The sequence below is a fragment of the Phenylobacterium sp. genome, assembly GCF_031984885.1.
Lineage (GTDB): Bacteria > Pseudomonadota > Alphaproteobacteria > Caulobacterales > Caulobacteraceae > Phenylobacterium.
Map to the genome: position 1 here is coordinate 364,635 of NZ_DAMABV010000001.1, position 23,316 is coordinate 387,950.

Consider the following 23,316-nt stretch of genomic DNA (forward strand, 5'->3'; position numbering starts at 1 on the left):
GCCCCATTGCCCCTTTGCGCCGGCGCCGCTACCAGCGAGCCATGTCGCAGCTCGATCCCGTCGCCCTCACCCAGGAACTGATCCGCCGCCCGTCGGTGACCCCCGCCGACGAAGGCGCCATGGACGTGGTGCAGCGGACGCTGGAAAGCCTCGGCTTCGACTGCCGGCGCATGAGATTCGGCGAGATCGAGAACCTCTACGCCCGCTACGGGCGCGCGCGGCCCAACCTCTGCTTCGCCGGCCACACCGACGTGGTGCCGGTGGGCGACAGCGCCGCCTGGAGCCGGGAAGCCTTCGCCGCCGAGATCGTCGACGGGATGCTGATCGGCCGCGGCGCGGTGGACATGAAGAGCGCCGTGGCCGCCTTCGCCGCCGCCGCCGCCAAGGCCATCGCCGCCGGCCAGGTGAAGGGCTCGCTGTCCTTCCTGATCACCGGCGACGAGGAGGGCGTGGCCACCCACGGCACCAAGATGGTCGTCGAGGCGCTGAAGGCCGAGGGCGAGGTCATCGACCATTGCGTGGTCGGCGAGCCCTCCAGCGCCGAAACCTTCGGCGACATGATCAAGATCGGCCGCCGCGGCTCGATCAACACCTGGATCACGGTGGACGGACGCCAGGGCCATGTCGCCTATCCGCACCGCGCGGCCAATCCGATCCCGGTGCTGATCGACCTGCTGGCGCGGCTGCAGAACCATGTGCTGGACGAGGGCTATACCGGCTTCCAGCCCTCGAACCTCGAGGTCACCACGGTGGACGTCGGCAACGCCGCGACCAACGTGATCCCGGCCCAGGCCAGGGCGCGGCTGAACATCCGCTTCAACCCGAGCCACAAGGGCGCCGAACTCGCCGCCTGGATCGAGGCGCAGGCGGCCAGGTCGCGCCAGGGCTTCGCCGGGAGCATCACCGTCGAGCCGGTGATCAGCGGCGAGGCGTTCCTGACCGAGCCGGGCGCCTTCACCGACGTCGTCGCCGGGGCCGTGCAGGACGTGGCGGGCGCCGCGCCGGAGCTGTCGACCACCGGCGGCACCTCGGACGCGCGCTTCATCCGCGACCTCTGCCCGGTCGTGGAGCTGGGCCTGGTCGGCAAGACCATGCACGCCGTCGACGAACGCGCGCCGGTGCAGGAGATCCACGACCTGCAGAAGGTCTACGAACGGCTGATCGAGCGGTATTTCGCGGCGTTCGGCTAGGCGCCCTTCCCCCTCCTGGGGCAGGGCGGTCGCAGATGGAGGTCGCCTTGAACCCACCTTCTGCGATCGTCATCCCCGGCCGCGTAGGCGTGCCGGGGATCCATACGCGCCTGGGATCGCCGGCAGACCTCGGTGTCTATGGATGCCTGGCGGCCCGGCCATGACGAACCATGAGGCGACACCCCTGCCCTTCGTCGAGAGAAGGGATCGCCGCAGCGGCGAGACGCGTAGGGCTGCGGCGGTCTCTGCAATCCCCCACCCCGACCGCTGACGCGGTCTGTCCCTCCCCGCGAGGGGGAGGGAAGAACTCAGTACTTCACGCCGGTCAGGTAGAGGCCGTCGGCCGGGGCCACCGGGCCGCAGGCGGTGCGGTCGCGGGCCTCCAGGGCGGCGCGGACGTCGTCGACGCTCCAGCGGCCGATCCCGACCTCGCCCAATGTGCCGGTCATCGAGCGGACCTGGCGGTGCAGGAACGAGCGCGAGGCGAATTCCAGCAGCACGTAGTCGCCCTCGCGCCAGGCGCGGGCCACGTCCAGGGTCTTCATCGGCGACTTCGCCTGGCACTGCATGTGCCGGAAGGTGGTGAAGTCGTGATGGCCGATCAGCACCTGCGCGGCCGCGTGCATGGCCGCGGCGTCCAGCGGCTTCTTGACGTGCCAGACGCGGCCGCGGTCGAGGGCCGGCGGGCTCTTGCGGTTGAGGATGCGGTAGATGTAGCGCCGCTCGGTCGCCGAGAACCGGGCGTGCCAGTCGCCCTCCGCGATCGCCGCGTCGATGACCGCGATCGGCTCGGGCACGAGGTAGGCGTTCATGGCGTCGCGCACGACCTCGGGCCGCCAGTCCCTGGCCAGGTCGATATGCACCACCTGGCCGGTGGCGTGGACGCCGGTGTCGGTGCGGCCGGCGGCCTGCAGGCGCAGGGTCTCGCCGCTGAACGCCTTCACCGCCCGCTCCAGCGAGCCCTGCACCGAGGGCAGGCTGTCCTGGGCCTGGAAGCCCTTGTAGGGGCGGCCGTCATATTCGACGGTGAGCTTGTAGCGCGGCATCAGCCGAGCCGGGTTCCGGCCGTCACCGGCGCGCCGCGCAGGAAGGCGTCGGCGTCCTGGGGCCCCTTGCCCTCGCGCTGCACGCGCAGCAGCCGCACGGCGCCCTCGCCGCAGGCGACCAGCAGGGCCTCGTCCAGCACCTGGCCCGGCGCGCCCTCGCCTTCTTCCAGGCGCGACAGCAGGGCCTTCACCCGCACCGGGCCCTTGTCGGTCGGCAGCTCGAACCAGGCGCCCGGGAACGGCGAGAGGCCGCGAATCTTGCGATCGACCTCGGCGGCCGCCTTGTTCCAGGCGATGCGCGCCTCCTTCGGGCGGATCTTCCTGGCGTAGGTCAGCCCCTCTTCGGCCTGGGGCGTCGCCTTGGCCTCGCCGCGCTCGACGGCGGCCATGGCGCCGGCCAGCAGCTCGGCGCCGACCGCGGCGAGGCGGTCGTGCAGGGTGGCGGCGGTTTCAAGCGCGTCGATGCGGACGGTCTCGGAGGCCAGCACCGGCCCTTCGTCCAGCCCCTCGGTCATCTGCATGACCTCGACCCCGGTGACCTTGTCGCCGGCCATGATCGCGCGCTGGATCGGGGCCGCGCCGCGCCAGCGCGGCAGCAGCGAGGCGTGCAGGTTGAAGCAGCCGAGGCGGGGCGCGTCCAGCACCGCGGCCGGCAGGATCTGGCCGAAGGCGACCACCACGCCGGCGTCGAGGTTCAGGGCCGCGAAGGCTTCGATCTCGGCCGGGTCGCGCATGGACGCGGGCGTGCGCACCGCGATCCCCCGCTCCTGCGCATAGGCGTGGACCGGCGAGGGCTTCAGGGTCTGGCCGCGACCGCGCGGGGCCGGCGGCTGGGAATAGACGCATGCGACCTCGTGCCCGGCCTCGACCAGGGCGGCGAGGGCGGCGACGGCGAAGTCCGGCGTTCCGAGAAAAGCGATGCGCATCAGGGGTGCATGTAACGTCGGCGGAGGAATTTAGGAACCTCATGCAAGCTTCGCCGTTCTGTGAAGCACTCGGGAAGAGAGAACAAAACCATGCGCAATCTGATGATCGTCACCCTGGTCGCCTCGGGCCTGGCCCTGTCGGCCTGCTCACAAGCCACGCAGGATCAAGCCAAGGCCACGGCCGACCAGGCCGCCGCCGACGCCAGGGCCGCGACCGACCAGGCCGCGGCTGACGCCAAGGCCGCCGCCGACAGGGCCGCCGCCGAAGCCCAGGCCGCTGCGGGAACCGTGGCCGCCGACGCCAAGGCCGCCGCCACCGACGCCAGCATCGCGGCCAAGGACGCGGCGGCCGACGCTAAGGCGGCTGCGAGCGGCGTGGCCAAGGACGCCAAGGCCGCGGTCCACGACGCGACCGCGCCGGACAAGAAGTAAGTCAGGCCTCGCACCTGCCTGCAGGCCAGGCAGGTGCGAGCGCTTGCGCGCCGGCGGATTAAGGGCTGGATCGCGAGCGACGATGCGCCCGCCTGAGGCCGATCAGGCCGCGCGGGCCTGCTTCTTGACCTTGGCGACGGCGCGGTCGCGCTTCAGGCGCGACAGGTGGTCGATGAACAGCACGCCCTCGAGGTGGTCCATCTCGTGCTGGATGCAGACGGCGAACAGGCCCTCGGCGTCCTCGACGACTTCCTCGCCCTGATAGTTCAGGTACTTCAGCTTCACCCGGGCCGGGCGCTCGACCTCGTCATAGATCTCGGGGATCGAGAGGCAGCCTTCCTCATAGGGGGCGGTCTCCTCCGAGCTCCAGAGGATCTCCGGATTGACGAAGTAGCGCGGGGCCTTCTCGTCGTCGGGGCCGGAGATGTCCATGACGATGACCCGCTTGGGCACGCCGATCTGGATCGCGGCCAGGCCGATGCCCGGCGCGTCGTACATCGTCTCCAGCATGTCATCCATCAGCGCGCGCAGGTCGTCATCGACCTTTGCGACCGGTTCGGAGACCAGCTTGAGCACCGGGTTCGGCACGACGAGGATTTCGCGGATAGCCATGAAAACGCAGGTAGGTCAGCGCCCCTTCGCCGTCAAGGCGGCGAGGCGTCCGGTCTCGGGCGTTTCCGGGTCCGCGGCCAGCTTGGCGAGCGGGCGGATTCCCGTCTCCACCGGCGCCAGTTCGGGCAGTTCCTTGCCCTCGTGGTCGACCTTCAGGTCCTCGAAACGGCGCGCCTGGGTCAGCACCTGGGTCTCCAGAGAGCCGACGAACTGGTTGTAGCGGGAGACCGCCGCCTCCAGCGCCTTGCCGACCGAGCCGGCGTGCGCGCCCATCACCGAGATGCGCTTGTAGAGCTCGCGGCCCAGCTTGGAGATCTCCTGGGCGTTGGCGGCCTGCTCCTCGACCCGCCAGCCGTAGACCACCGCCTTGCAGAGCGCGAACAGGGTGGTGGGCGTCACGACCAGCACCCGCCGGTCCATCGCCTCGCTCATCAGCTCGGGCGTGCGCTCCAGCGCCGCGGCCAGGAAGCTGTCGCCGGGAATGAACATGGCCACGAAGTCGGGCGAGCCCTGGTTGAACTGGTCCCAATAGGCCTTGGCCGACAGCCCCTGCATGTGGGCGCGCACGCTCTGGGCGTGGCGCAGATAGGCCGCCTCGCGGCTGGCGTCGTCCGCCGCGTCCTGCGCCTCGAGGAAGGCGTTCAACGAGCACTTGGCGTCGATGACGAACACCGCCCCGCCCGGCAGGCGCACGGTGACGTCGGGCCGGCGGCGGCCCTCCTCGCTGTCGGTCGAGGTCTGTTCCTCGAAGTCGTAGCGGTTGTGCAGGCCCGCGGCCTCCAGCACGTTGCGCAGGGTCTGCTCGCCCCAGCGCCCCTGCACGCCGGCCCCGCGACGCAGCGCCGCAGACAGCTTGCGGGCCTCGGTCTGGGTGGCGCTGGACGCCAGCATGAGCTGGTTGATCTGTTCCTTGAGCCCGCCGGTTTCCTCGGCCCTGGTCTTTTCGACCGCGACGACCTGCTCCTGGAACCTGGCCAGGGTCTCGGCGACCGGCTTCAACTGCGCCTCCAGGCGCGCCTGGGCCAGTTGCTCTCTATTATGGAAGGTCTCGTCGGCGCGCTTCATCACCTGCTCGGCGATGGCGGCGGCGGCCTGGGCCTGGAGGAAGCCGGCGTTCCTGGCCTCCTGCTCCTCCATCACCCGCAGGCGGGCGGCGGCCTCCAGCAGGCCGGCGGCCCGCGCCTCGGCCCGATTGGCGCGGCCGCGCTCCATCAGCGCCCAGGCGAGAGCGGGAATGGCCGCGAGCAGGGCGGCCAGCACGGCGAGAAGGATGGCGTCCAGGTTCATGCTCCGTTCTTATACGGAGTCGGATGGGCGCGATAGTTTCGCGACCCCAGGGCCCTGGCCAAAAAAAAGCCGGACCCGAGGGCCCGGCAGTTCATTAGGGAGGAAACGCCCAGGAAGGGCAGAGGCGTCAGCGACGCCTCACAGTTCGAACATATACGGTGCGACGCACAAAACAACAAGCGATTTTGTGCCAGCAGCATCACATTTTCTGAAAGCGTCGAAAAAATTCGTTACAAATCAGTGAGATTTGAAGACGCCTCAGACAGCTCCGGTTTGCTGCACCGCACAATGACACGATATCAATGTTCGGCGCCGCGGCGAGAAGGCGCTGGCGCAAAAGCCATTCGTCACCTAAAAGCGCGCGCTTCCCCAAATAGGCGCCCATAAAGCCAAATCAATGTCGCTCCGCAACATCGCCATCATCGCACACGTCGACCACGGCAAGACCACGCTCGTCGACCAGCTCCTTGCCCAGTCGGGCGTTTTCCGAGCCAATGAGGCGACGGTTGAGCGCGCCATGGACTCCAACGACCAGGAGCGCGAACGCGGGATCACCATCCTCGCCAAGTGCACCAGCGTCCTCTGGAACGGAAAAGCGGGCGAAACCCGCATCAACATCATCGACACCCCCGGCCACGCCGACTTCGGCGGCGAGGTCGAGCGGATCCTCGGCATGGTGGACGGCTGCGTCCTCCTCGTGGACGCCGAGGAAGGCGTCATGCCCCAGACCAAGTTCGTGCTGGGCAAGGCGCTGAAGATGGGCCTGCGCCCGATCCTCTGCCTCAACAAGGTCGACCGCGCCCACGCCGATCCCGACCGCGTGCTCAACGACGCCTTCGACCTGTTCGCGGCCATGGGCGCGAGCGACGAGCAACTGGACTTCCCGCACATCTACGCCTCGGGCAAGAACGGCTGGGCGACGCTGGACCTCGCCCAGCCCAACGACAACCTCGGCCCGCTGTTCGACCTGATCGTCGACCATGTGCCGCCGCCGAAGGCCGAGGCGCGCAAGGAAGAGCCCTTCCAGATGCTGTCGGTGCTGATCGAGAGCGACCCGTTCCTGGGCCGCCTGCTGACCGGCCGCATCGAAGCGGGCAAGGCCGTTCCGGGCCTGGCCATCAAGGCCCTGTCGCGCGACGGCAAGGAAATCGAGCGCGGCCGCATCACCAAGGTGCTGGCCTTCCGCGGCCTGAAGCGCCAGCCGATCGACGGCGGCGCCGAAGCCGGCGACATCGTCGCCATCGCGGGCCTGTCGAAGGCGACCGTGGCCGACACCCTGTGCGCCCTGGACGTCACCGACGCCCTTCCCGCCCAGCCGATCGACCCGCCGACCATCTCGATGACCGTCTCGGTCAACGACAGCCCGCTGGCCGGCCGCGAGGGCGACAAGGTGCAAAGCCGCGTCATCGCCGCGCGCCTGCTGAAGGAAGCCGAATCGAACGTCGCCATCCGCGTCACCGAGACGTCCGAGAAGGACGCTTTCGAAGTGGCCGGCCGCGGCGAACTGCAGCTTGGCGTGCTGATCGAGGGCATGCGCCGCGAAGGCTTCGAGGTCTCCATCAGCCGTCCGCGCGTGGTGTTCCAGACCGATCCGGAAACCGGACAGCGCCTGGAGCCGATCGAAGACGTCATGATCGACGTCGACGACGAGTTCACCGGCATCGTCATCGAGAAGCTGTCGGCCCGCAAGGCCGAGCTGAAGGACATGGGCCCGTCGGGCGCGGGCAAGACCCGCATCAGCCTGATGTCCCCCTCGCGCTCGCTGATCGGCTACCAGGGCGAGTTCCTGACCGACACCCGCGGCTCGGGCGTGCTCAACCGCGTGTTCAGCCACTACGAGCCCTACAAGGGCCCTATCGACGCGGGCCGCAAAGGCGTGCTTGTCTCCAACTCGGACGGTGAAACTGCGGCCTATGCGCTGTGGAACCTGGAAGAGCGGGGAACCATGTTCGTCGGCGCCGGCGAGAAGACCTACCAGGGCATGATCATCGGCGAGAACAGCCGCGCCGACGATCTCGACGTCAACCCGATGAAGGCCAAGCAGCTCACCAACGTGCGCGCCTCCGGCAAGGACGAGGCCGTGCGCCTCACCCCGCCGCGCCGCATGACCCTTGAGCAGGCCATCGCCTATATCGAGGAAGACGAACTGGTCGAGGTGACGCCGAAGTCGATCCGCCTGCGCAAGCAGGTGCTGAACCCCTCCTTCCGCAAGCGTCGCGTCAAGGAGGAGTAGTGGCGCAAGACGGTACGGCGAATAAGCCGAGCTTTACCAGGCAGGCGGCGCGCGAACGAGCGTTCCGCCTGCTGGCCGTCACCGTCACCGCCCTGTTCCTGGCCTTCGCCGCCCTCGGCGGGGCCTTTATCTGGTACGATCGCGCCGCGGGCTGGCTGAACCACGCCCATGAGGTCCGCGCCGAGATCGAGGCCCTGCGGCTGTCCCTGACCGAGGCCGAGTCGGCCCAGCGCGCCTTCATCCTGACCGGCGACTCCCAGTTCTCCCGGCGGCTCGAAGCCGCCCGCGGCGGCGCGGCCGCACGCATCGACACCCTGGCGCGCCTGACCCAGGACAATCCCGATCAGCAGCAGCGGCTGGGCGAGCTGCGGGACCTGATGACGGCCCGCCTGGCGGTGATCGACGAGACCATGGCCGCCCGCCAGGCCGGGTCTCCCGGCGCGGCCATCCAGATCATCCTGCGCGGCGAGGGCATGGCCGCCATGGAGGGCGTCCGGGCCATCGCATCCGAGCTCGAACAGGAGGAACGGCGGCTGCAGGCGCTGCGCCAGCACCAGATGACCGTCGTGCGCATGGTGATCGTCGCCGCCCTGATGATCTTCGCCGCCCTGCTGGCGCTGCTGTTCTTCAAGGCCCTGCGCGACATCAGCCTGGACCGCGAGGCCGAGGCCGACGTCGCCGAGCGCCTGCGGCGGCTGCTGGCCGACCGCACCCTGCTGCTCGACGAGGTGAACCATCGGGTGAAGAACTCGCTGCAGCAGATCGCCAGCGTCGTGCGGCTGCAGTCGCGGGCCGTCGAGCACGAGGACGCCCGCGAAGCGCTGAACAAGACGCTCGACCGGATCATCGCCGTCGGCCGGGTCCACGAGCAGCTATACAAGGCCGGCGATGCGGTCGGCGCCTTCGACGCGGGCCGCTACACCGAATCCCTGGCCCAGGACCTGGTCGGGTCGCTGGGGCGTGAAGACGTCAGCCTGGAGACGGAAATCGAGCACGCCATGCTCGATGTGAAGCAGGCCGCGCCGCTGGCCCTGATCCTCAACGAGCTGATCACCAACGCCTTGAAATACGGCTGCCCTGCCGATAGGCCGTCTCGAATTAGGGTCGCTTTCGGAACCGATGGCGAGCTTTACCGTTTGAGCGTCGCCGACGACGGTGATGGTCTGCCCCAGGACTTCTCGCTCTCGGCGAAGAAAAGCCTCGGGATCCGGGCCATCGAAGCTTTGGCGAGGCAGCTCGGCGGCCGCTTCGAGATTGAACAGCCGAAGACCGGCGCGTCGTTCGCGGTGGTCTTCCCCAGGAGTTGAGCGACGCATTGCGTATCATGGTTGTTGAGGACGACGCGCTGATCGCGCTCGACATCGTCGGCCTGCTCGAGGACATGGGCCATGAGGTCGTGGCCGAAGCCGCCGACGCGGCCGAGGCCTGGGCGCTGGCCGAGGACGGCCGCCCCGACATCGCGCTGGTGGACATCCGGCTGGCGCGCGGCGTCGACGGCGGCGCCCTGGCCCGCAAGCTCTACGACAGGCTGGGCGTGCGCTCGCTGTTCGTGTCCGGCTCGATCACCGACGACTTCCGCCGCTCGATGGCGGCGATCAATCCGGTCGGCTTCCTGGGCAAGCCGCTCAGCCGCCGCTCGCTGGGCGAGGCGCTCGGCGCGGCCTGACCGGCGCAAGCTAGAGCGCGCGCTCCATCCAGACGTCGCAACGGGCGTAGTCCGTCCTTGGCCGCATCGCCGGATCGAGATCGGTGAAGCCCATGGCCCGATAGAGGCCGAGCGCGGGAGCCAGGCCGGAATTGGTCTCCAGATAGAGCCGGTGCGCGCCCAGTTCGGCGGCCCTGTCGATGCAGACCTGCATGAGCCGGCGGCCGAGGCCCGTCCCGCGCGCGGCCTCGCCGACGGTCATCTTGGCGACCTCGAACCCGCCGTCGGCCATGGCGGCCAGGGCGACGCAGCCGACCGCCGTCCCGTCGTCCTGCTCGGCCATGAAGATGTGGCCGCCCTTGGCGATGATCTTGCCGGCCGGATCGTCCAGCACCTCGCGATCCTTCGCCTCGATGGCGAAGTGCTTGGTGATCCAGGCTTCGTTGAGCAGGCGCCAAGCTTGGGCGTGACGGGGTTCGAAAGCTACGATCCGCATGGGGCAGATATCACGCCTTGAGCTGTGCTAGGCAACATCCATGGCCAATCCGATCTTCGCGAACCTGCCGACCACCATCTTCGAAGAGATGTCGGGCCTGGCCCGCGATCTGGGGGCGATCAATCTTGGCCAGGGCTTCCCCGACGATCCGGGCCCGCTGGCGATCCGCGAGCACGCGGCCGACGCCGTGCTCAACGGCTACAACCAGTATCCGCCGATGGCCGGCCTGCCCGACCTGCGCGCCGCCGTCGCCGCCCACTACGCCCGCACCCAGGGCCTGGACCTCGACTGGAGGAGCGAGGTGACCGTCACCTCCGGGGCGACCGAGGCGCTGGCCGCGGCCTTCCTCGGCCTCATCCAGCCCGGCGACGAGGTGGTGGTGTTCCAGCCGCTCTACGACGCCTACCTGCCGCTGATCCGCCGCGCCGGCGGCGTGCCGCGGCTGGTCAAGCTCAGCCCGCCGCACTGGCGGTTCGACCGCGCCATGCTGGCGGCCGCGTTCGGGCCCAAGACCCGGTTCGTGGTGCTGAACAACCCGATCAACCCGGCCGGCGCGGTGCTGCCGCGCGAGGACCTGGCCCTGCTGGCCGAGTTCTGCGTCGCCCACGACGCCGTCGCCGTCTGCGACGAGGTCTGGGAGCAGGTGGTGTTCGACGGGGCCTCGCACCTGCCGCTGATCGCCTTCCCCGGCATGCGCGAGCGGACGGTGAAGATCGGCTCTGCCGGCAAGATGTTCGGCCTCACCGGCTGGAAGGTCGGCTTCCTCTGCGCCGCGCCGGAACTGACCCGGGCGCTGTCGCGCGCCCACCAGTTCCTGACCTTCACCACCGCCCCCAACCTGCAGGCCGCGGTCGCCTGGGGCCTGGAGAACAGCGGCGACTGGTTCGAGGCCATGCCCAGGGCGCTGCAGCGCTCGCGCGACCGGCTGGCCGAGGGGCTGAGGCGCGAAGGCTTCGCGACCCTGCCGGCCCAGGGCACCTATTTCCTCAACATCGACCTCGCCGCCTCCGGCGTCGACGAGCCGGACCGGGCCTTCGCCCTGCGCGCGGTCAGGGAGGCGGGCGTGGCCAGCATCCCGGTCTCGGCCCTCTACGAGGAGGACCACGTCACCACCATCCTGCGCCTGTGCCTGGCCAAGCAGGACGAGACCCTGGACGAGGGCGTGCGGCGCCTGGCCAAGGCCCGCGACCTGTCACGTTCTCGCTCAGAATGAGCGGCAGGTACCGCGCAGGTTGTCTGCGGTTCCCGTAACGCCGTTCCCGTGCCTATCCTGGGGCGAGACGGTTTCGAGAGGAACGTGAGATGCACCTGGGTTGGATGAAGGCCGCGAAAGTCGGCGTCGCTGTGGCGACGGCGGGCGCGGTGTTGGCGGGCGGCGTCGCCCAGGCCCAATACTATCCCTACGCCGCTCCGGCGTCGGCGGGATACGTGCGCGTCGGTCCGGCCGATCCCTGCGCGCGCACCGCCGCCCAGCGAGCCCTGGGCTGGGGCATCGTCGGCCTGGTCGCGGGCGGCCTGGCCGGCGGCGCGGCGGCCGGCGCCGGGGTCGTCGCCGAAGGCGCGGGCCTGGGCGCGTTCGTGGGCTCGATCATCGGCGGGGTGGCGGGATCGCGCTCGGCCGCCTGCGGCACCGCGGCCCTGGCGGCGCGCGCCGGCGCCTATCCGCCCTACGGGGTTCCCTACGGCGGAGCCTATCAGGCCGCCTATACCGACGGACATCCGACCTACGCCTACGGCGGCCCGCAGCCGGTCACCTATTACGAATACCGGCGGACCTATCGCTCCTATGCGGCCCCGTGCTGCGACGGCGCGCAGGGCGGCTATCCGCAGCAGCAGGGCTATTACGACCAGGGCTATTATGCGCAGCCCCAGCAGGACCAGGGCTACTACGCGCAGGCGCCGCAGCCCCAATACCAGCCCCAGTACCAGCCGCCGGTCCAGGACCAGGGCTACTCCGCCCAGCCCTATCCGGGGCAGCAGCAGTACGCCCCCCAGCAACAATACGCGCCGCAGCCGCAGTACGCGCCTGGCCAGGGCCAGCCGCAGCCCTACGCTCAGCCGCCGGGCCGCTACTAGCGCGGGCGGGCGGCTCTAGGAGGTCGAGCCGCCGTCGATGACCACCGTCTGGCCGGTCATCCACGACCCGGCCTTGGAGGCCAGGAACACCGCGCCGCCGGCGATGTCGTCGGGTTCGCCCAGGCGGCGCAGCGGCGTGCCGGACGAGGCGCGCTTCTCGCCCTCCGGGGTGTCCCACAGCGCCTTGGCGAAGTCGGTCTTCACCAGGCCCGGCGCGATGCAGTTGACGCGGATGTTGTCGGGCGACAGCTCCTGGGCAAGGTTGCGGGCCAGTTGCATGTCGGCGGCCTTGGAGATCGCATAGGCGCCGATCACCGAGGTGCCGCGCAGGCCGCCGATCGACGAGATGATCACGATCGAGCCGTCCTTGCGCTCGCGCATCTCCGGCGCGACCATGTTGATCAGCCAGTTGTTGGCGATGACGTTGTTCTCGAGGATCTTGCGGAACTGGTCGTCCGCGATCCCGCTCATCGGGCCGTAATAGGGGTTCGAGGCGGCGTTGCAGACCAGGATGTCGATCTTGCCGAACGCCTTGCGGGTCTCGTCGACCAGCCGCTGCAGGTCTTCCTTGGACGAGATGTTGGCCGGCACGGCGATGGCCGCGCCCGGATGCCTGGCGTTGATCTCGGCGGCCACTTCCTCGCAGGGGCCGGCCTTGCGCGAGGAGATCGTCACCTTGGCGCCGTGCTCGGCCATCCGCTCGGCGATCGCCTTGCCGATCCCGCGCGAGGATCCGGTGATGACGGCGACCTTGCCGGTCAGGTCGAACAGTTCGCCCATGGCGTTCCCTCCAAACACGTGTTTGATTTTGTCGTCGCCATTTGCGGCGCCGGGCGACGTCGGGTCAAGCGGTTCGGGGAGCAGCCAGCATGCCGGAGTTTCGTGAGATCGCGCTGCCGGAGGTCACCCTCCGCGCCGCCGTCGAGGGCCAGGGGCCGCTGGTGGTCATGGTCCACGGCTTTCCCGAGAGCTGGTATAGCTGGCGCCACCAGATGGGTCCGATCGCGCGGGCCGGATTCACCGCCTGCGCCATCGACGTGCGCGGCTATGGCGGCTCCTCGCGCCCGCAGGCCATCGAAGCCTACGACATGGAGCACATGATCGGCGACGTGGCCGGGGTGATCGAGGCGCTGAGCCCCGAGGCGCCGGCCGTGCTGGTCGGCCACGACTGGGGCGCCCCGATCGTCTGGAACACCGCCCTGGTCCGCCCCGACCGCGTGCGGGCGGTGGCCGGCCTTTCGGTGCCCTATACCGGCGTGCCCAAGCGGCCGTTCAGCGACATGATCGAGAGCGTCTTCACCAGCCGCGGCAAGTTCTTCTACCAGGCCTGGTTCCAGAACGTCGGCCCGGCCGAGGCCGAGCTGGAGGCCGACGTCCGCGGGGGCCTGCGCCGGTTCTACTACGCGATCAGCGGCGATGCTCCGGACGGGACCTGGCCGAACAAGACCCACGGCCAGAGCCTGCTGGAGGGGCTGGTCGATCCCGATCCCTTCCCCGCCTGGCTGACCGACGCCGACCTCGACTACTACGTGGCCGAGTTCGAACGCTCGGGGTTCCGCGGCCCGATCAACCGCTACCGCAACCACCGGCGCGATTTCGAGTACCTGCGCCAGTTCGAGGGCCGCAAGATCGAGCAGCCCTCGCTGTTCGTCGGCGGCGAGCGCGACCTGGTGCTGTCGATGCTGGGCAAGGGCGACCTGCTGGCGATCATGGGCGCGGAGATGCCCGACCTGCGCGGCGCCGACATCCTGCCCGGCTGCGGGCACTGGACCCAGCAGGAGCGGCCACAGGAGGTCAACGACCGGCTGCTGCCCTGGCTGACGTCGCTCTGAACCCTTCGCGGCGCGCGAAGGCTGGCGCCGGGGATGCCGGATTCTCGCCCGCGCCAGAGCGCGTAAGCTGCGCCGCATGACCGAGCATCTCCTCCTGCTGGCCGGCGCGGGGCTGGCGGCCGGCGCGATGAACGCCCTGGCCGGCGGCGGCTCGTTCGTCACCCTGCCGGCCCTGATCGCGGCGGGCGTGCCGTCGGTGGCGGCGAACGCCTCCAGCACCGTGGCGCTCTATCCCGGCGGCCTGGCCAGCGCCTGGGTCTACCGCCAGGGCCTGGCCGAGGTCTGCGGCGTCCCGATCCGGCCGATGCTGATCGTCACCCTGGTCGGGGGCCTGGCGGGCAGCCTGCTGCTGCTCTGGACGCCCTCCTCCACCTTCGACGTCATCCTGCCCTGGCTGCTGCTGGCCGCGACGCTGGCGCTCGCCTTCGGCCCCAGGATCGCCCCCTGGCTCCAGCAGCATGCGCGGCTGGGCGCCGCGCCGATCCTGGCCATCCAGTTCGCGCTGGGCGTCTATGGCGGCTACTTCGGCGGCGCCGTCGGCCTGATGATGATGGCCGCCTGGAGCCTGCTGGCCGGCGTCGATCTCAAACAGCTCAACCCGCCGCGCACCCTGATGGTCAGCGCCGCCAATTCCGTCGCCGTCCTCTGCTTCGTGGTCGCCGGCGCGGTCCGTTGGCGCGAGACGCTGCTGCTGGCCGCCGGCGCGGTCGTCGGCGGGTATCTGGGCGCCCATCTGGGGCGGCGGCTGGATCCGCGGGTGGTCAGGAGCGCGACCATCGCCCTGTCGGTGGCGATGACCGTGGCGTTCTTCGTGCGCGCCGCCAGGGGTTAGCGGCACGGGACGAAAAGACCATCAGGTGCACGCCGGGCTTTTCTTCCCTAACGTCGCCGACCTATGGTCGTGTCGCTTTCGGGAGGCTCGCATGAAGCTCATCGGCAAGATCGCACTGGGACTGGTCGGACTGATCGTACTGCTCGCGGCCATAGTCGCGGTCCGGACGGCCACCTTCAAGCCGCCTGCGGGCGCCGACCTCTCCCAGGTGAAACTGGCCCCGCCGGTGACGATCGACACCACCAGGGCCGCCGAGCACCTGGCCCAGGCGATCCGCTTCCAGACCATCAGCCACCAGGACAAGGCCGAGAACCAGACGGCCGAGTGGGACAAGCTGCACGCCTGGCTGCAGACCACCTATCCCGCCGCCCACGCCGCCATGACCCGCGAGATCCTGGCCGGCCACACCCTCGTCTACACCTGGGCCGGGTCGGACCCCGGCCTGGCGCCGGTGGTGCTGATGGCCCACCAGGACGTGGTGCCGGTGACGCCGGGCACCGAGGACGACTGGAAGCATCCGCCCTTCGACGGGGTGATCGCCGAGAACGCGGTCTGGGGCCGCGGCGCCATCGACGACAAGGGCTCGCTGGTCACGCTGTTCGAAGGCGCAGAAGCGCTGGCCGCCCAGGGCTTCAAGCCGCGCCGCACCCTGATCATCGTCGCCGGCCACGACGAGGAGGCGGGCGGGACCGGCGCCCAGGCGGCGGCGGCCCTGTTCAAGTCCCGCGGGATCAAGGCCCAGTTCGTGCTCGACGAGGGCCTGGCGATCATCTCCGACAACCCGCTCACCGGCGGCCAGGTGGCGCTGATCGGCATCGCCGAGAAGGGCTACGCCACCCTGGTGGTCACGGCCGACGCGGTCGGCGGCCACTCCTCGGCCCCGCCGGCCGATTCCGGCGGCGTGCTGACCCTGGCCAAGGCGGTGACCCGGATCGCCGAGAATCAGGCCCCGATGAAGCTCGACGGTCCCGGCGGCGCGATGATGGAGACGCTGGCCCCGCAGGGCTCGCCGCTGATCCGCATGGCGATGGCCAACCGCTGGCTGTTCGAGCCGCTGATCATCCGCCAGGCCGCCGCCACCCCGTCGGGCGCGGCGCTGCTGCACACGACCATCGCGCCGACCATGCTGAAGGGGAGCCCCAAGGAGAACGTGCTGCCCCAGGACGCCACCGCCTGGATCAACTACCGCATCGCGCCGGGCGATTCCTCGGCCGAGGTGATGGCCCGCGCCAAGGCCGCGGTCGGCTCCCTGCCGGTCACGTTCGCCTGGAGCCGCGACCCGAACGAGCCCTCGCCCGTGTCGTCCACCACCTCCGAAGCCTGGAAGATGATCGCCGCCCTGGCCGGCGACACCGCCAAGGCCCCCGTGGCCCCCAGCCTGGTCACCGCCGGCACCGACAGCCGCTACATGACCGGCGTGGCCACCGACGTCTATCGCTTCCAGCCGATGGTGTTCTCGATGGAGACCATCAAGATGATCCACGGCACCAACGAGCACATGACCCTCGAGAACCTGGACCGGGCCGTGCAGTTCTACGCCCGGCTGATCGCCACCAGCGTCAGCTAGGCCGCGGCCGCATTCGCCGCATCGACAAGGCGCGCGGATTGCGACACATCCGCGCGATCGCTCAACCGCGCCGGACCCCGCCTGAATGCTGAACTGGATCTACACGACCCTGGGCGACGCCTGGGGTCCGCTGCGGCTGTTCAATTCGTTCTTCTTCCTGTCGGCGATCGGCTTCGCCAGTTGCGCCCTGCTGACCTGGACGCTGCTGCCGCGGCTGTGGTCGATGCTGCCGACCGACCGCGGCCGCGCCTTCGCCGTCAACGCCGACCAGAGCGTCGGCAAGCCGGTCAGCGCCGGGCTGATCTTCGTGACGATCTTCTGCCTGGCCTCGATGGTCTTCGTGCCGCTCACCGCCAAGCCGCTGCTGACCGTGCCGTTCATGCTGGCGGCGCTAATCGTCGGCTATCTGGACGACCGCCGCGGCGGCTTCACGGAGTATCAGCTCGCGATCATGGACGCCGCCGTCGCCCTGGGCGCGGCGATGGTCATCCACGGCCTGGCGCCGGCGACCATCTGGCTGCCCGGCTGGAAGGACGCGATCACCCTGGCCCCGTGGATCGCCATCCCGGTCGCCGCGGGCATCATCTGGCTGTCGATCAACGCCACCAACTGCTCGGACGGCGTCGACGGCGTCTCGGGCAGCCTCAGCGCGACGGCGATCATGATCCTGGGCGGCCTGCTCTACGCCGTGATCGGCAACGAGGTGGTCGCCGCCCACCTCAACATCCCGGTCAACCGCGACGGGGCCAGTTGGGCGATCATGGCCTTCCTGATGGTCGGCTGCATCGCCGGCTACCTCTGGTACAACGCCCCGCCCAGCCAGGTGCTGATGGGCGACGCCGGCTCGCGCCCGATCGGGCTGCTGATCGGCATGCTGGTGGTCGCCACCAACAACCCGCTGTTCCTGCTGCTGGTCGGTTCGGTGCTGCTGCTGAACGGCGCGACCGGGCTGGTGAAGGTGGCGCTGCTGCGCTTCTTCGGCCTGACGGTGCTCTCGAAGGTGCGCTTCCCGCTGCACGACCATTGCCGCAAGGAGCTCGGCTGGTCGAACAGCCAGGTCCTGGTGCGCTTCATGCTGCTGCACCTGGGGATTTCGGCCCTGCTGGTCATCCTGGCGCTGAAGGTCCGCTAGAAACCTCTTCGTCAGACAAACCGCCTAGACCTGCCCGCCTTGAGCATTATCCGCCCGGACATGGCGCGCCGGCCCTTGCGAAGCGGCGCTGCGCATCGCACGTTCCGTGCAACTGAATTGGAGACCTGCCTTATGCGTAACTGGCGCCTGGACGAAGACGACGACAGCGAAGACGGCGCCCGCAAGCCCGACATGCCGATGACGGCCGGGCCTGTGCAGAACGCGCTCTACAAGTCGCGCACCGTGCTGGTGTTCGGCGAGATCGACATGCGCCTGGCCGAGCGGGTCACCGCCCAGCTCCTGGCCCTGTCGACCGAAAGCGACAAGCCGATCAAGGTGGTGATCAACTCCCCCGGCGGCCACGTCGAAAGCGGCGACACCATCCACGACATGATCCGCTTCTGCGGCCCCACCGTGAAGGTGATCGGCACCGGCTGGGTCGCCTCGGCCGGCGCGCACATCTATCTGGGCGCAGCCAAGGAGAACCGCTTCTGCCTGCCCAACACCCGCTTCCTGCTGCACCAGCCGGCCGGCGGCGTGCGCGGCCAGGCCAGCGACATCCAGATCGAAGCCGAGGAGATCGTGAAGATGCGCGAGCGCGTCAACCGCATGATCGCCAAGGAAACCGGCCAGACCTACGAGAAGATCGTCAAGGACACCCAGCGGAACTTCTGGATGAGCGCCGAGGCCGCCGTCGAGTACGGCCTGGTCTCGAAGATCATCCACAACGCCACCGAGGCTTAGGATGTCGGCCGCGCCCTGGTGGAAGGGCGCGGTCGTCTACCACGTCTATGTCCGGAGCTTCTTCGACTCCGACGGCGACGGCCACGGCGACCTGCAAGGCGTCCTGGCCAAGCTGGACTACATCGAGAGCCTGGGCGTCGACGCCGTCTGGCTCTCGCCCGTCCACCCCTCGCCCAATCGCGACTGGGGCTACGACATCTCCGACTATGAAGGCGTCCATCCCGACTACGGGACGCTGCACGACCTGACCGCGCTGATCGACGCGGCGCACCGGCGGGGCCTGAAGGTCCTGCTGGACGAGGTGCTGTCCCATACCTCCGACGAGCATCCGTGGTTCGCCGACAGCCGCGACGGCGGCGCGGACGGCCCCAGGGCCGACTGGTACGTCTGGGCCGAGCCCGGCCGCGACGGGACCGCGCCCAACAACTGGCTCTCGGTGTTCGGCGGCCCGGCCTGGGCCTACCAGCCGGCCCGGCGGCAGCACTATCACCACAAGTTCCTGCGCCAGCAGCCGAAGCTGAACTGGCGCCACCCCGACGCCAAGGCCGCCGCCCTGCGGGTGCTGGAGTTCTGGCTGGACAAGGGGATCGACGGCTTCCGCCTGGATGTCGCCGGCACCTTCCTCCACGACGACACCCTGACCGACAACCCGGCGGTTCCGGCCGAGCAGCGCACCCGCCGCCACTGGGCGCACGCCAGCGAGATGCAGCAGCACCTGCACGACTCCAACCTGCCCGAGAACATCCCGCTGCTGGACGAGATCCGCCGGCGGGTGGACGCCTTCGACGACCGCTTCGTGTTCGGCGAGTTCTCGGAAGAGGAGGAACGCTGCGGGGCCTACTGCACGCCCGATGAGGGCCTGCACTCGGCCTACACCTTCGTGCTGCTGCACGCCCGGCGGCTGTCGCCCGACATCTTCCGCGACCATTACGAGACCCTGGGCCGCTTCCCCGGCCACTGGCCCTGCATCTCGTTCTGCAACCACGACATCGCGCGCACCGCCACCCGCTTCGGCGGCGGCGAGGCGATCGCGCGGCTGATGCTGGCCCTGCTGCTGACCCTGAAGGGCACGGTGCTGCTCTATCAGGGCGAGGAGCTCGGCCTGCCCGAGGCCCAGAGCCTGACCCGCGAGGAGATCCGCGATCCGGTGGGCGACCTCTACTGGCCGATCGCCAAGGGCCGCGACGGCTCGCGCACGCCGATGCCCTGGACCGAGGGGCCGAACATGGGCTTCTCGGGCGCAAGGCCCTGGCTGCCACTGGCGGTCGAGCATGCGGGCCGCTCGGTGGCGGCGCAGGAGGCGGCGGCCGATTCGACCCTGGCCTTCTCCCGCGCGCTGCTGGCCCTGCGCCGGTCCGCGCCGGCCCTGGTCGAGGGCGACCTCGAAATGATCACCGCCCCCGAACCGGTCCTCGCCTTCATCCGCCGCGCCGGCGGCCAGCAGATCGCCTGCGTCTTCAACCTGGGGCCGGCCCCGGCGATCTTCGGCGACGAACGCCTTGCCGGAGCCGAGATCCTGCAGCCGGGCGCGGGCGATGCGACCCTCGACGGGGCCGCGCTGCGCCTGGGCGCCCATTCGGCCAGGTTCCTGCGGCTCGCATGACGCGCTAGAAGGTCTCCATGCCCGACGGCGACACCAAAACCACACCCACCGCCGACACCAGGTTCGGCCACGGCTTCCTGCACGACATCTGGTACTTCGCCGCCCTGGCGAGCGACCTGAAGCCCGGGAAGCTGCAACGCTACGAGATCCTCGGCGAACCGATCCTGCTCGGCCGGGACCGGGCCGGAAAGGTCTATGCGCTCAAGGACATCTGCCCGCACCGCGCCGCCCCGCTGTCGGCCGGCAAGCTGACCCGCGAGGCCGACGGCGCCGAGAGCGTCGAATGCCCCTATCACGGCTGGCGGTTTCGGACCGACGGCGCCTGCGCGGCCATCCCCTCGCTGGTCGACGACCAGGCGATGGACGTCGGCCGCATCCGCGTGCGCAACTACCCGGCCGCCGAGAGCCAGGGCCTGGTGTTCGTCTGGATCAGTGCGGACCCGCGCTTCACCGGCGAGCCGTCCGAGCCGCCGCCGGTGTTCCCCGGCGTGGTCGGCGGCGGGCCCAAGCTGGTCGACCGCATGGACTTCGACGCCCATATCGACCACGCGGTCGTCGGGCTGATGGACCCCGCGCACGGCCCCTATGTTCACCAGCAGTGGTGGTGGCGCTCGGCCAAGAGCCAGCACGAAAAGGCCAAGAGGTTCGAGCCGCGCGAGCAGGGCTTCGCCATGGTCCGCCACGAGCCCAGCAAGAACAGCCGCGCCTATGCGATCCTGGGCGGCGAACCGCTGACCGAGATCACCTTCCGCATTCCGGGCCTGCGCTGGGAGCACGTCACCGTCGGCAAGCGCCAGGTGCTGTCGCTGACCTGCCTGACGCCGATCAACGAAGCCAGGACCAGGATCACCCAGATCGTCTGGTCCGACCACCCGGCCTTCCTGGTGCTCAAGCCCTTCATCGCCGCCGGCGCGCGGGCGTTCCTGCGCCAGGACGGCGACATGGTGAACCTGCAGAACGAGGGCCTGCGCTACGATCCCTCGCTGCTCTGGATCGACGACGCCGACCGCCAGGCCAAGTGGTATCAGCAGCTCAAGCGCGAATGGACCGCCAGCCGCAAGGCCGGCCGGCCGTTCGAGAACCCGATCGAGGCCGCGACCCTACGCTGGCGCAGCTAGGCGCTCGGGCGGGGCGGCGGGCCCGCTCAGCTTCAGGTCTTCGATGGCGATGGGCGCAAAGCCGCGCCCGACGTCCCAGTCGAGCCGTCCGCCCAGCGCGGTGAAGGTCGAGACCGGCTCCATGCGGCGCAGGTCCATCGCCTTGAGCTGCTCGTGCGTCAGGCGCAGGTGCGCGATCGGGTATTGCTCGGCCTCGCCCCGCGCCTTCGCCGCGGGCAGGAAGCAGCGGACGAGGATGTCGATCCGATCGATCGGCACCACCGTCATCACCTCCAGCCCGACCCGCAACGCCGCCGAACAGACATAGGCCAGTTGCAATTCGTGGCGGGCGGTCGGGGTGATCAGGGCGTGCACGCTGCGGCCGGCGTCGTTGAGCTCGACGCTCTCGTCGGGCAGCGCGTCCAGCTCCAGCATGTCGATATGGACCACCAGCCGGCCGGGGCCGGGCATGGCCACCGCCAAGCCCTCCAGGATCGGCTGCAGGGCCGGGATCGGCAGGTGGGCCTGCAAGGCGGTCTCGATGGCGCCGTAGTCCAGCGCCGTCATCGCCGCCGCGAGGCTGATGTCGAGATTGTGCAGGTCGGCGTTTCGCCGGGCCATGCCGTAGAGCTCGGCGTCCTTCTTGGCCGCCTCCAGCACCTTGGCCGCCAGGGCGCGGCGGCGATCCTGCTGCAGGCCGAACAGGCCATCGATGATGCCCGGCCGATAGTTGGCCAGGGCGCGGCGGGCCTTCTTCTCCAGAGCATGGGCCCGCACGGCCGGTTCGACCGGCCCGACCTCGGCGATCTTGACCCAGTCGCGGCGCTCGTACTTCACGCAGTGGGCGCGGGTCATCTGTTCGAACAGGGCCGCGTAGCGCGCCGCCAGCTCGGGCGCCGCGCTGCGCCGGGCGGTCGAACGCTCCTTGCGCTCGCGCTCGCGCAGGGCTTTCTTGGTCGCGCGGTCGACCCGGCTCATCGTCGCGATGATGGTCGTTGGCCCGCCTTGAGCGTCCATTTTCTTCCCCCTTACGGCTTTCCGCCCTTTGTGATTCTACGGAATATCTGCGTTCGATAATTATTCCCTTAAGGAAATCATGGACTTCAAAACCAGCGACGGCTTCACGATCAGCTACGACGACATCGCGCCCCAGGACTATGAGCGCGCCATCCTCTTGGTCCACGGCTTCACCTCGAACCGGGCCGAAGGCTGGAAGCGCACCGGCTGGTATGCGGCGCTGGAGCGCCGCCGCTTCCGGGTCATCGCCCTGGACCAGCGCGGCCACGGCGCCAGCGGCAAGGCGCACGCCCCCGAGGCCTATCTGCGCGAGAACCTGGCCCGTGACGTCGTCGAGCTGATGGACCACCTGGGCGTCAACCGCGTCGACCTGTTCGGCTATTCCATGGGCGCACGGGTGGCGGCCGCCGCGGCCCTGGCCGCGCCGCACCGGTTCTCGAACCTGGTCCTGGGCGGGGTCGGCGACAAGATGCTGACCGAGCGCCCCTCGGACCGGGGCGAGGTGATGGCCCAGGCCATGCTGGCCGACGATCCGGAGACCATCACCGAACCGTTCCTCAAGAGCTTCCGCCAGTTCGCCGACGAACAGGGCGAGGATCGCCTGGCCCTGGCCGCGTTCGTCCGCGCCGTGAACCCGCCGCTCGACACCGACGGCTTCGCATCCCTGCCGATGCCGGTGCTGGTCGTGGCCGGCCAGCGGGAGACCAACGGCGACCCCGAGCTCCTGGCCCAGGCGTTCGCCGACGGCCGGGGCGTCGTCGTCCCGGGCTGCGACCACTTCTCGGCCATTCCGCACGCCCTGACCAAGGCGGCGGTGTTCGACTTCATCGACGGGGTGCTGGACGACCCCTGGGCGCGCTAACTCTTGGGGCCGAGGTTGTAGGGCCCGCCCTTCTCCAGCGCCTCGCGATAGGCTGGGCGGGCCTGGAAGCGCCGCACCCAGGCGGCGATGTTCGGATAGGTCTCGAAGCGCCCGAAGGCGCCGGCCACCTCGCCGACGAAGCTCATCTGGATGTCGGCGGCGGTCAGGTCCTGGCCCATCAGGTAGTCGCGCCCCGCCAGCGCGCGGTCCAGATAGCCGAGATGGTTGGCCATCTCGCCTTCGATGCGCGGCTGCAGCGGGGCGCCCGCTTCGCCCAGCCGGGCGACGTACATGTTCAGCATCAGCGGCAGCATGGCCGAGCCCTCGGCATAGTGCAGCCACTGCTGGTGCGCCTCGTACTCCGGCGTGCCGACCGGCGGCGCCAGGCGGCCGGCGCCATGGTGGCGCAGGACGTAGTCGATGATCGCGCCGGACTCGATGACCGTGACGCCGTCCTCGGTGACCACCGGCGACTTGCCCAGCGGATGGACCGCGGTCAGCTCGGGCGGCGCCAGGCGGGTGGCCGCGTCGCGGAAATAGGGCTTGATCTCGTAGGGGAGCTCGAGCTCCTCCAGCAGCCAGAGGATGCGCTGCGAGCGCGAGTCGTTGAGGTGATGGACGACGATCATGGCGCGCTTCCCTGGTTGTTTTCTTACGGCGTACAGGCGGGCGTGACGACCGGCAAGC

At 69.8% G+C, this 23,316-nt stretch carries 23 protein-coding genes; 15 read left to right on the forward strand and 8 right to left on the reverse strand.

The window, feature by feature from the left end; translation table 11 throughout:
* Window positions 1-41 precede the first annotated feature (41 nt).
* The gene (gene dapE, locus RTL41_RS01810) at window positions 42-1,190 is read left to right on the forward strand and encodes a succinyl-diaminopimelate desuccinylase (RefSeq protein WP_312160732.1); all 1,149 of its coding nucleotides are present in this window, start codon (window positions 42-44) and stop codon (window positions 1,188-1,190) included.
* 308 nt (window positions 1,191-1,498) lie between these two features.
* Here dapE and truA read toward each other — a convergent pair whose 3' ends face one another.
* Together truA and fmt are read right to left on the reverse strand one after the other, a co-directional pair.
* Entirely contained in the window at window positions 1,499-2,236 is a 738-nt protein-coding gene (gene truA, locus RTL41_RS01815; protein ID WP_312160734.1) for a tRNA pseudouridine(38-40) synthase TruA, read from the reverse strand.
* Complete coding sequence (gene fmt, locus RTL41_RS01820; RefSeq protein ID WP_312160736.1) at window positions 2,236-3,162, reverse strand: methionyl-tRNA formyltransferase; 927 nt, start codon at window positions 3,160-3,162, stop codon at window positions 2,236-2,238. Before fmt ends, truA begins: the two co-directional genes overlap by 1 nt.
* A 90-nt stretch (window positions 3,163-3,252) precedes the next feature.
* On the opposite strand from fmt, the gene RTL41_RS01825 reads away from it, so the two are divergent.
* Window positions 3,253-3,594 (forward strand): hypothetical protein, encoded by a 342-nt coding sequence (locus RTL41_RS01825; RefSeq protein WP_312160738.1) that lies wholly within the window; start codon window positions 3,253-3,255, stop codon window positions 3,592-3,594.
* Between the two features lie 102 nt (window positions 3,595-3,696).
* Here RTL41_RS01825 and def read toward each other — a convergent pair whose 3' ends face one another.
* Both def and RTL41_RS01835 read right to left on the reverse strand, forming a co-directional pair.
* On the reverse strand, window positions 3,697-4,206 hold the full coding sequence (gene def, locus RTL41_RS01830; RefSeq protein ID WP_312160740.1) for a peptide deformylase: 510 nt from the start codon (window positions 4,204-4,206) through the stop codon (window positions 3,697-3,699).
* 15 nt (window positions 4,207-4,221) lie between these two features.
* Window positions 4,222-5,493 carry a DNA recombination protein RmuC gene (locus RTL41_RS01835; protein ID WP_312160743.1) on the reverse strand — a complete coding sequence of 424 codons (1,272 nt, stop codon included), beginning with the start codon at window positions 5,491-5,493 and terminating at the stop codon, window positions 4,222-4,224.
* 397 nt (window positions 5,494-5,890) lie between these two features.
* Between RTL41_RS01835 and typA the strand changes: the two genes are divergently transcribed.
* Genes typA through RTL41_RS01850 form a run of 3 tightly spaced genes read left to right on the forward strand, consistent with a single transcriptional unit; the run spans window position 5,891 to window position 9,392 of the window.
* Window positions 5,891-7,726 carry a translational GTPase TypA gene (gene typA / locus RTL41_RS01840; protein WP_312160745.1) on the forward strand — a complete coding sequence of 612 codons (1,836 nt, stop codon included), beginning with the start codon at window positions 5,891-5,893 and terminating at the stop codon, window positions 7,724-7,726.
* Window positions 7,726-9,033, forward strand: coding sequence for a CHASE3 domain-containing protein (locus RTL41_RS01845; protein WP_312160748.1), 1,308 nt, complete (start codon window positions 7,726-7,728; stop codon window positions 9,031-9,033). The genes typA and RTL41_RS01845 overlap by 1 nt, the downstream gene beginning before the upstream one ends.
* 17 nt (window positions 9,034-9,050) lie before the next feature.
* Complete coding sequence (locus RTL41_RS01850; protein ID WP_312161352.1) at window positions 9,051-9,392, forward strand: response regulator; 342 nt, start codon at window positions 9,051-9,053, stop codon at window positions 9,390-9,392.
* Window positions 9,393-9,402: 10 nt separating this feature from the next.
* Here RTL41_RS01850 and RTL41_RS01855 read toward each other — a convergent pair whose 3' ends face one another.
* Entirely contained in the window at window positions 9,403-9,867 is a 465-nt protein-coding gene (locus tag RTL41_RS01855; protein WP_312160752.1) for a GNAT family N-acetyltransferase, read from the reverse strand.
* Between the two features lie 40 nt (window positions 9,868-9,907).
* Between RTL41_RS01855 and RTL41_RS01860 the strand changes: the two genes are divergently transcribed.
* Complete coding sequence (locus tag RTL41_RS01860) at window positions 9,908-11,080, forward strand: aminotransferase (protein ID WP_312160754.1); 1,173 nt, start codon at window positions 9,908-9,910, stop codon at window positions 11,078-11,080.
* An 89-nt stretch (window positions 11,081-11,169) separates the two neighbouring features.
* Entirely contained in the window at window positions 11,170-11,943 is a 774-nt protein-coding gene (locus RTL41_RS01865; protein ID WP_312160757.1) for a hypothetical protein, read from the forward strand.
* A 15-nt stretch (window positions 11,944-11,958) separates the two neighbouring features.
* On the opposite strand, the gene RTL41_RS01870 is transcribed toward RTL41_RS01865, so the two are convergent.
* Window positions 11,959-12,723: an SDR family oxidoreductase gene (locus RTL41_RS01870; protein WP_312160758.1), complete on the reverse strand. Its 765-nt coding sequence runs from the start codon at window positions 12,721-12,723 to the stop codon at window positions 11,959-11,961.
* A gap of 89 nt (window positions 12,724-12,812) precedes the next feature.
* Here RTL41_RS01870 and RTL41_RS01875 point away from each other — a divergent pair, with 89 nt between their 5' ends.
* The 7 genes from RTL41_RS01875 to RTL41_RS01905 all read left to right on the forward strand — a co-directional run bounded on the left by RTL41_RS01875 (window position 12,813) and on the right by RTL41_RS01905 (window position 20,771).
* On the forward strand, window positions 12,813-13,775 hold the full coding sequence (locus RTL41_RS01875) for an alpha/beta hydrolase (RefSeq protein ID WP_312160760.1): 963 nt from the start codon (window positions 12,813-12,815) through the stop codon (window positions 13,773-13,775).
* 76 nt (window positions 13,776-13,851) lie between these two features.
* Window positions 13,852-14,607: a sulfite exporter TauE/SafE family protein gene (locus tag RTL41_RS01880; protein ID WP_312160762.1), complete on the forward strand. Its 756-nt coding sequence runs from the start codon at window positions 13,852-13,854 to the stop codon at window positions 14,605-14,607.
* 91 nt (window positions 14,608-14,698) lie between these two features.
* Window positions 14,699-16,174 carry a M20 family peptidase gene (locus RTL41_RS01885; protein WP_312160763.1) on the forward strand — a complete coding sequence of 492 codons (1,476 nt, stop codon included), beginning with the start codon at window positions 14,699-14,701 and terminating at the stop codon, window positions 16,172-16,174.
* 85 nt (window positions 16,175-16,259) lie between these two features.
* Complete coding sequence (locus RTL41_RS01890; RefSeq protein WP_312160765.1) at window positions 16,260-17,306, forward strand: hypothetical protein; 1,047 nt, start codon at window positions 16,260-16,262, stop codon at window positions 17,304-17,306.
* A gap of 132 nt (window positions 17,307-17,438) precedes the next feature.
* The gene (locus RTL41_RS01895; protein ID WP_312160767.1) at window positions 17,439-18,050 is read left to right on the forward strand and encodes an ATP-dependent Clp protease proteolytic subunit; all 612 of its coding nucleotides are present in this window, start codon (window positions 17,439-17,441) and stop codon (window positions 18,048-18,050) included.
* 1 nt (window position 18,051) lies between these two features.
* Window positions 18,052-19,653 carry an alpha-amylase family glycosyl hydrolase gene (locus RTL41_RS01900; RefSeq protein ID WP_312160770.1) on the forward strand — a complete coding sequence of 534 codons (1,602 nt, stop codon included), beginning with the start codon at window positions 18,052-18,054 and terminating at the stop codon, window positions 19,651-19,653.
* Between the two features lie 17 nt (window positions 19,654-19,670).
* Entirely contained in the window at window positions 19,671-20,771 is a 1,101-nt protein-coding gene (locus RTL41_RS01905) for an aromatic ring-hydroxylating dioxygenase subunit alpha (RefSeq protein WP_312160773.1), read from the forward strand.
* Here RTL41_RS01905 and RTL41_RS01910 read toward each other — a convergent pair.
* Complete coding sequence (locus tag RTL41_RS01910; RefSeq protein WP_312160776.1) at window positions 20,754-21,767, reverse strand: hypothetical protein; 1,014 nt, start codon at window positions 21,765-21,767, stop codon at window positions 20,754-20,756. The two genes, RTL41_RS01905 and RTL41_RS01910, sit on opposite strands and share 18 nt — an antisense overlap.
* A 79-nt stretch (window positions 21,768-21,846) precedes the next feature.
* On the opposite strand from RTL41_RS01910, the gene RTL41_RS01915 reads away from it, so the two are divergent.
* Window positions 21,847-22,629 carry an alpha/beta fold hydrolase gene (locus tag RTL41_RS01915; protein WP_312160779.1) on the forward strand — a complete coding sequence of 261 codons (783 nt, stop codon included), beginning with the start codon at window positions 21,847-21,849 and terminating at the stop codon, window positions 22,627-22,629.
* Here the strand turns inward: RTL41_RS01915 and RTL41_RS01920 are convergent.
* Window positions 22,626-23,258, reverse strand: a complete 633-nt coding sequence (locus tag RTL41_RS01920) for a glutathione S-transferase (RefSeq protein WP_312160782.1) — start codon at window positions 23,256-23,258, stop codon at window positions 22,626-22,628. The genes RTL41_RS01915 and RTL41_RS01920 overlap by 4 nt on opposite strands.
* Between the last annotated feature and the right edge of the window lie 58 nt (window positions 23,259-23,316).

Excerpts from the sequence above, each read along its gene's own strand:
- dapE (WP_312160732.1), top strand. The coding sequence starts at position 42 with ATGTCGCAGCTCGATCCCGTCGCCCTCACCCAGGAACTGATCCGCCGC.
- truA (WP_312160734.1), bottom strand. The coding sequence starts at position 2,236 with ATGCCGCGCTACAAGCTCACCGTCGAATATGACGGCCGCCCCTACAAG.
- fmt (WP_312160736.1), bottom strand. The coding sequence starts at position 3,162 with ATGCGCATCGCTTTTCTCGGAACGCCGGACTTCGCCGTCGCCGCCCTC.
- RTL41_RS01825 (WP_312160738.1), top strand. The coding sequence starts at position 3,253 with ATGCGCAATCTGATGATCGTCACCCTGGTCGCCTCGGGCCTGGCCCTG.
- def (WP_312160740.1), bottom strand. The coding sequence starts at position 4,206 with ATGGCTATCCGCGAAATCCTCGTCGTGCCGAACCCGGTGCTCAAGCTG.
- RTL41_RS01835 (WP_312160743.1), bottom strand. The coding sequence starts at position 5,493 with ATGAACCTGGACGCCATCCTTCTCGCCGTGCTGGCCGCCCTGCTCGCG.
- typA (WP_312160745.1), top strand. The coding sequence starts at position 5,891 with ATGTCGCTCCGCAACATCGCCATCATCGCACACGTCGACCACGGCAAG.
- RTL41_RS01850 (WP_312161352.1), top strand. The coding sequence starts at position 9,051 with ATGGTTGTTGAGGACGACGCGCTGATCGCGCTCGACATCGTCGGCCTG.
- RTL41_RS01855 (WP_312160752.1), bottom strand. The coding sequence starts at position 9,867 with ATGCGGATCGTAGCTTTCGAACCCCGTCACGCCCAAGCTTGGCGCCTG.
- RTL41_RS01860 (WP_312160754.1), top strand. The coding sequence starts at position 9,908 with ATGGCCAATCCGATCTTCGCGAACCTGCCGACCACCATCTTCGAAGAG.
- RTL41_RS01865 (WP_312160757.1), top strand. The coding sequence starts at position 11,170 with ATGCACCTGGGTTGGATGAAGGCCGCGAAAGTCGGCGTCGCTGTGGCG.
- RTL41_RS01870 (WP_312160758.1), bottom strand. The coding sequence starts at position 12,723 with ATGGGCGAACTGTTCGACCTGACCGGCAAGGTCGCCGTCATCACCGGA.
- RTL41_RS01875 (WP_312160760.1), top strand. The coding sequence starts at position 12,813 with ATGCCGGAGTTTCGTGAGATCGCGCTGCCGGAGGTCACCCTCCGCGCC.
- RTL41_RS01880 (WP_312160762.1), top strand. The coding sequence starts at position 13,852 with ATGACCGAGCATCTCCTCCTGCTGGCCGGCGCGGGGCTGGCGGCCGGC.
- RTL41_RS01885 (WP_312160763.1), top strand. The coding sequence starts at position 14,699 with ATGAAGCTCATCGGCAAGATCGCACTGGGACTGGTCGGACTGATCGTA.
- RTL41_RS01890 (WP_312160765.1), top strand. The coding sequence starts at position 16,260 with ATGCTGAACTGGATCTACACGACCCTGGGCGACGCCTGGGGTCCGCTG.
- RTL41_RS01895 (WP_312160767.1), top strand. The coding sequence starts at position 17,439 with ATGCGTAACTGGCGCCTGGACGAAGACGACGACAGCGAAGACGGCGCC.
- RTL41_RS01900 (WP_312160770.1), top strand. The coding sequence starts at position 18,052 with ATGTCGGCCGCGCCCTGGTGGAAGGGCGCGGTCGTCTACCACGTCTAT.
- RTL41_RS01905 (WP_312160773.1), top strand. The coding sequence starts at position 19,671 with ATGCCCGACGGCGACACCAAAACCACACCCACCGCCGACACCAGGTTC.
- RTL41_RS01910 (WP_312160776.1), bottom strand. The coding sequence starts at position 21,767 with ATGGACGCTCAAGGCGGGCCAACGACCATCATCGCGACGATGAGCCGG.
- RTL41_RS01915 (WP_312160779.1), top strand. The coding sequence starts at position 21,847 with ATGGACTTCAAAACCAGCGACGGCTTCACGATCAGCTACGACGACATC.
- RTL41_RS01920 (WP_312160782.1), bottom strand. The coding sequence starts at position 23,258 with ATGATCGTCGTCCATCACCTCAACGACTCGCGCTCGCAGCGCATCCTC.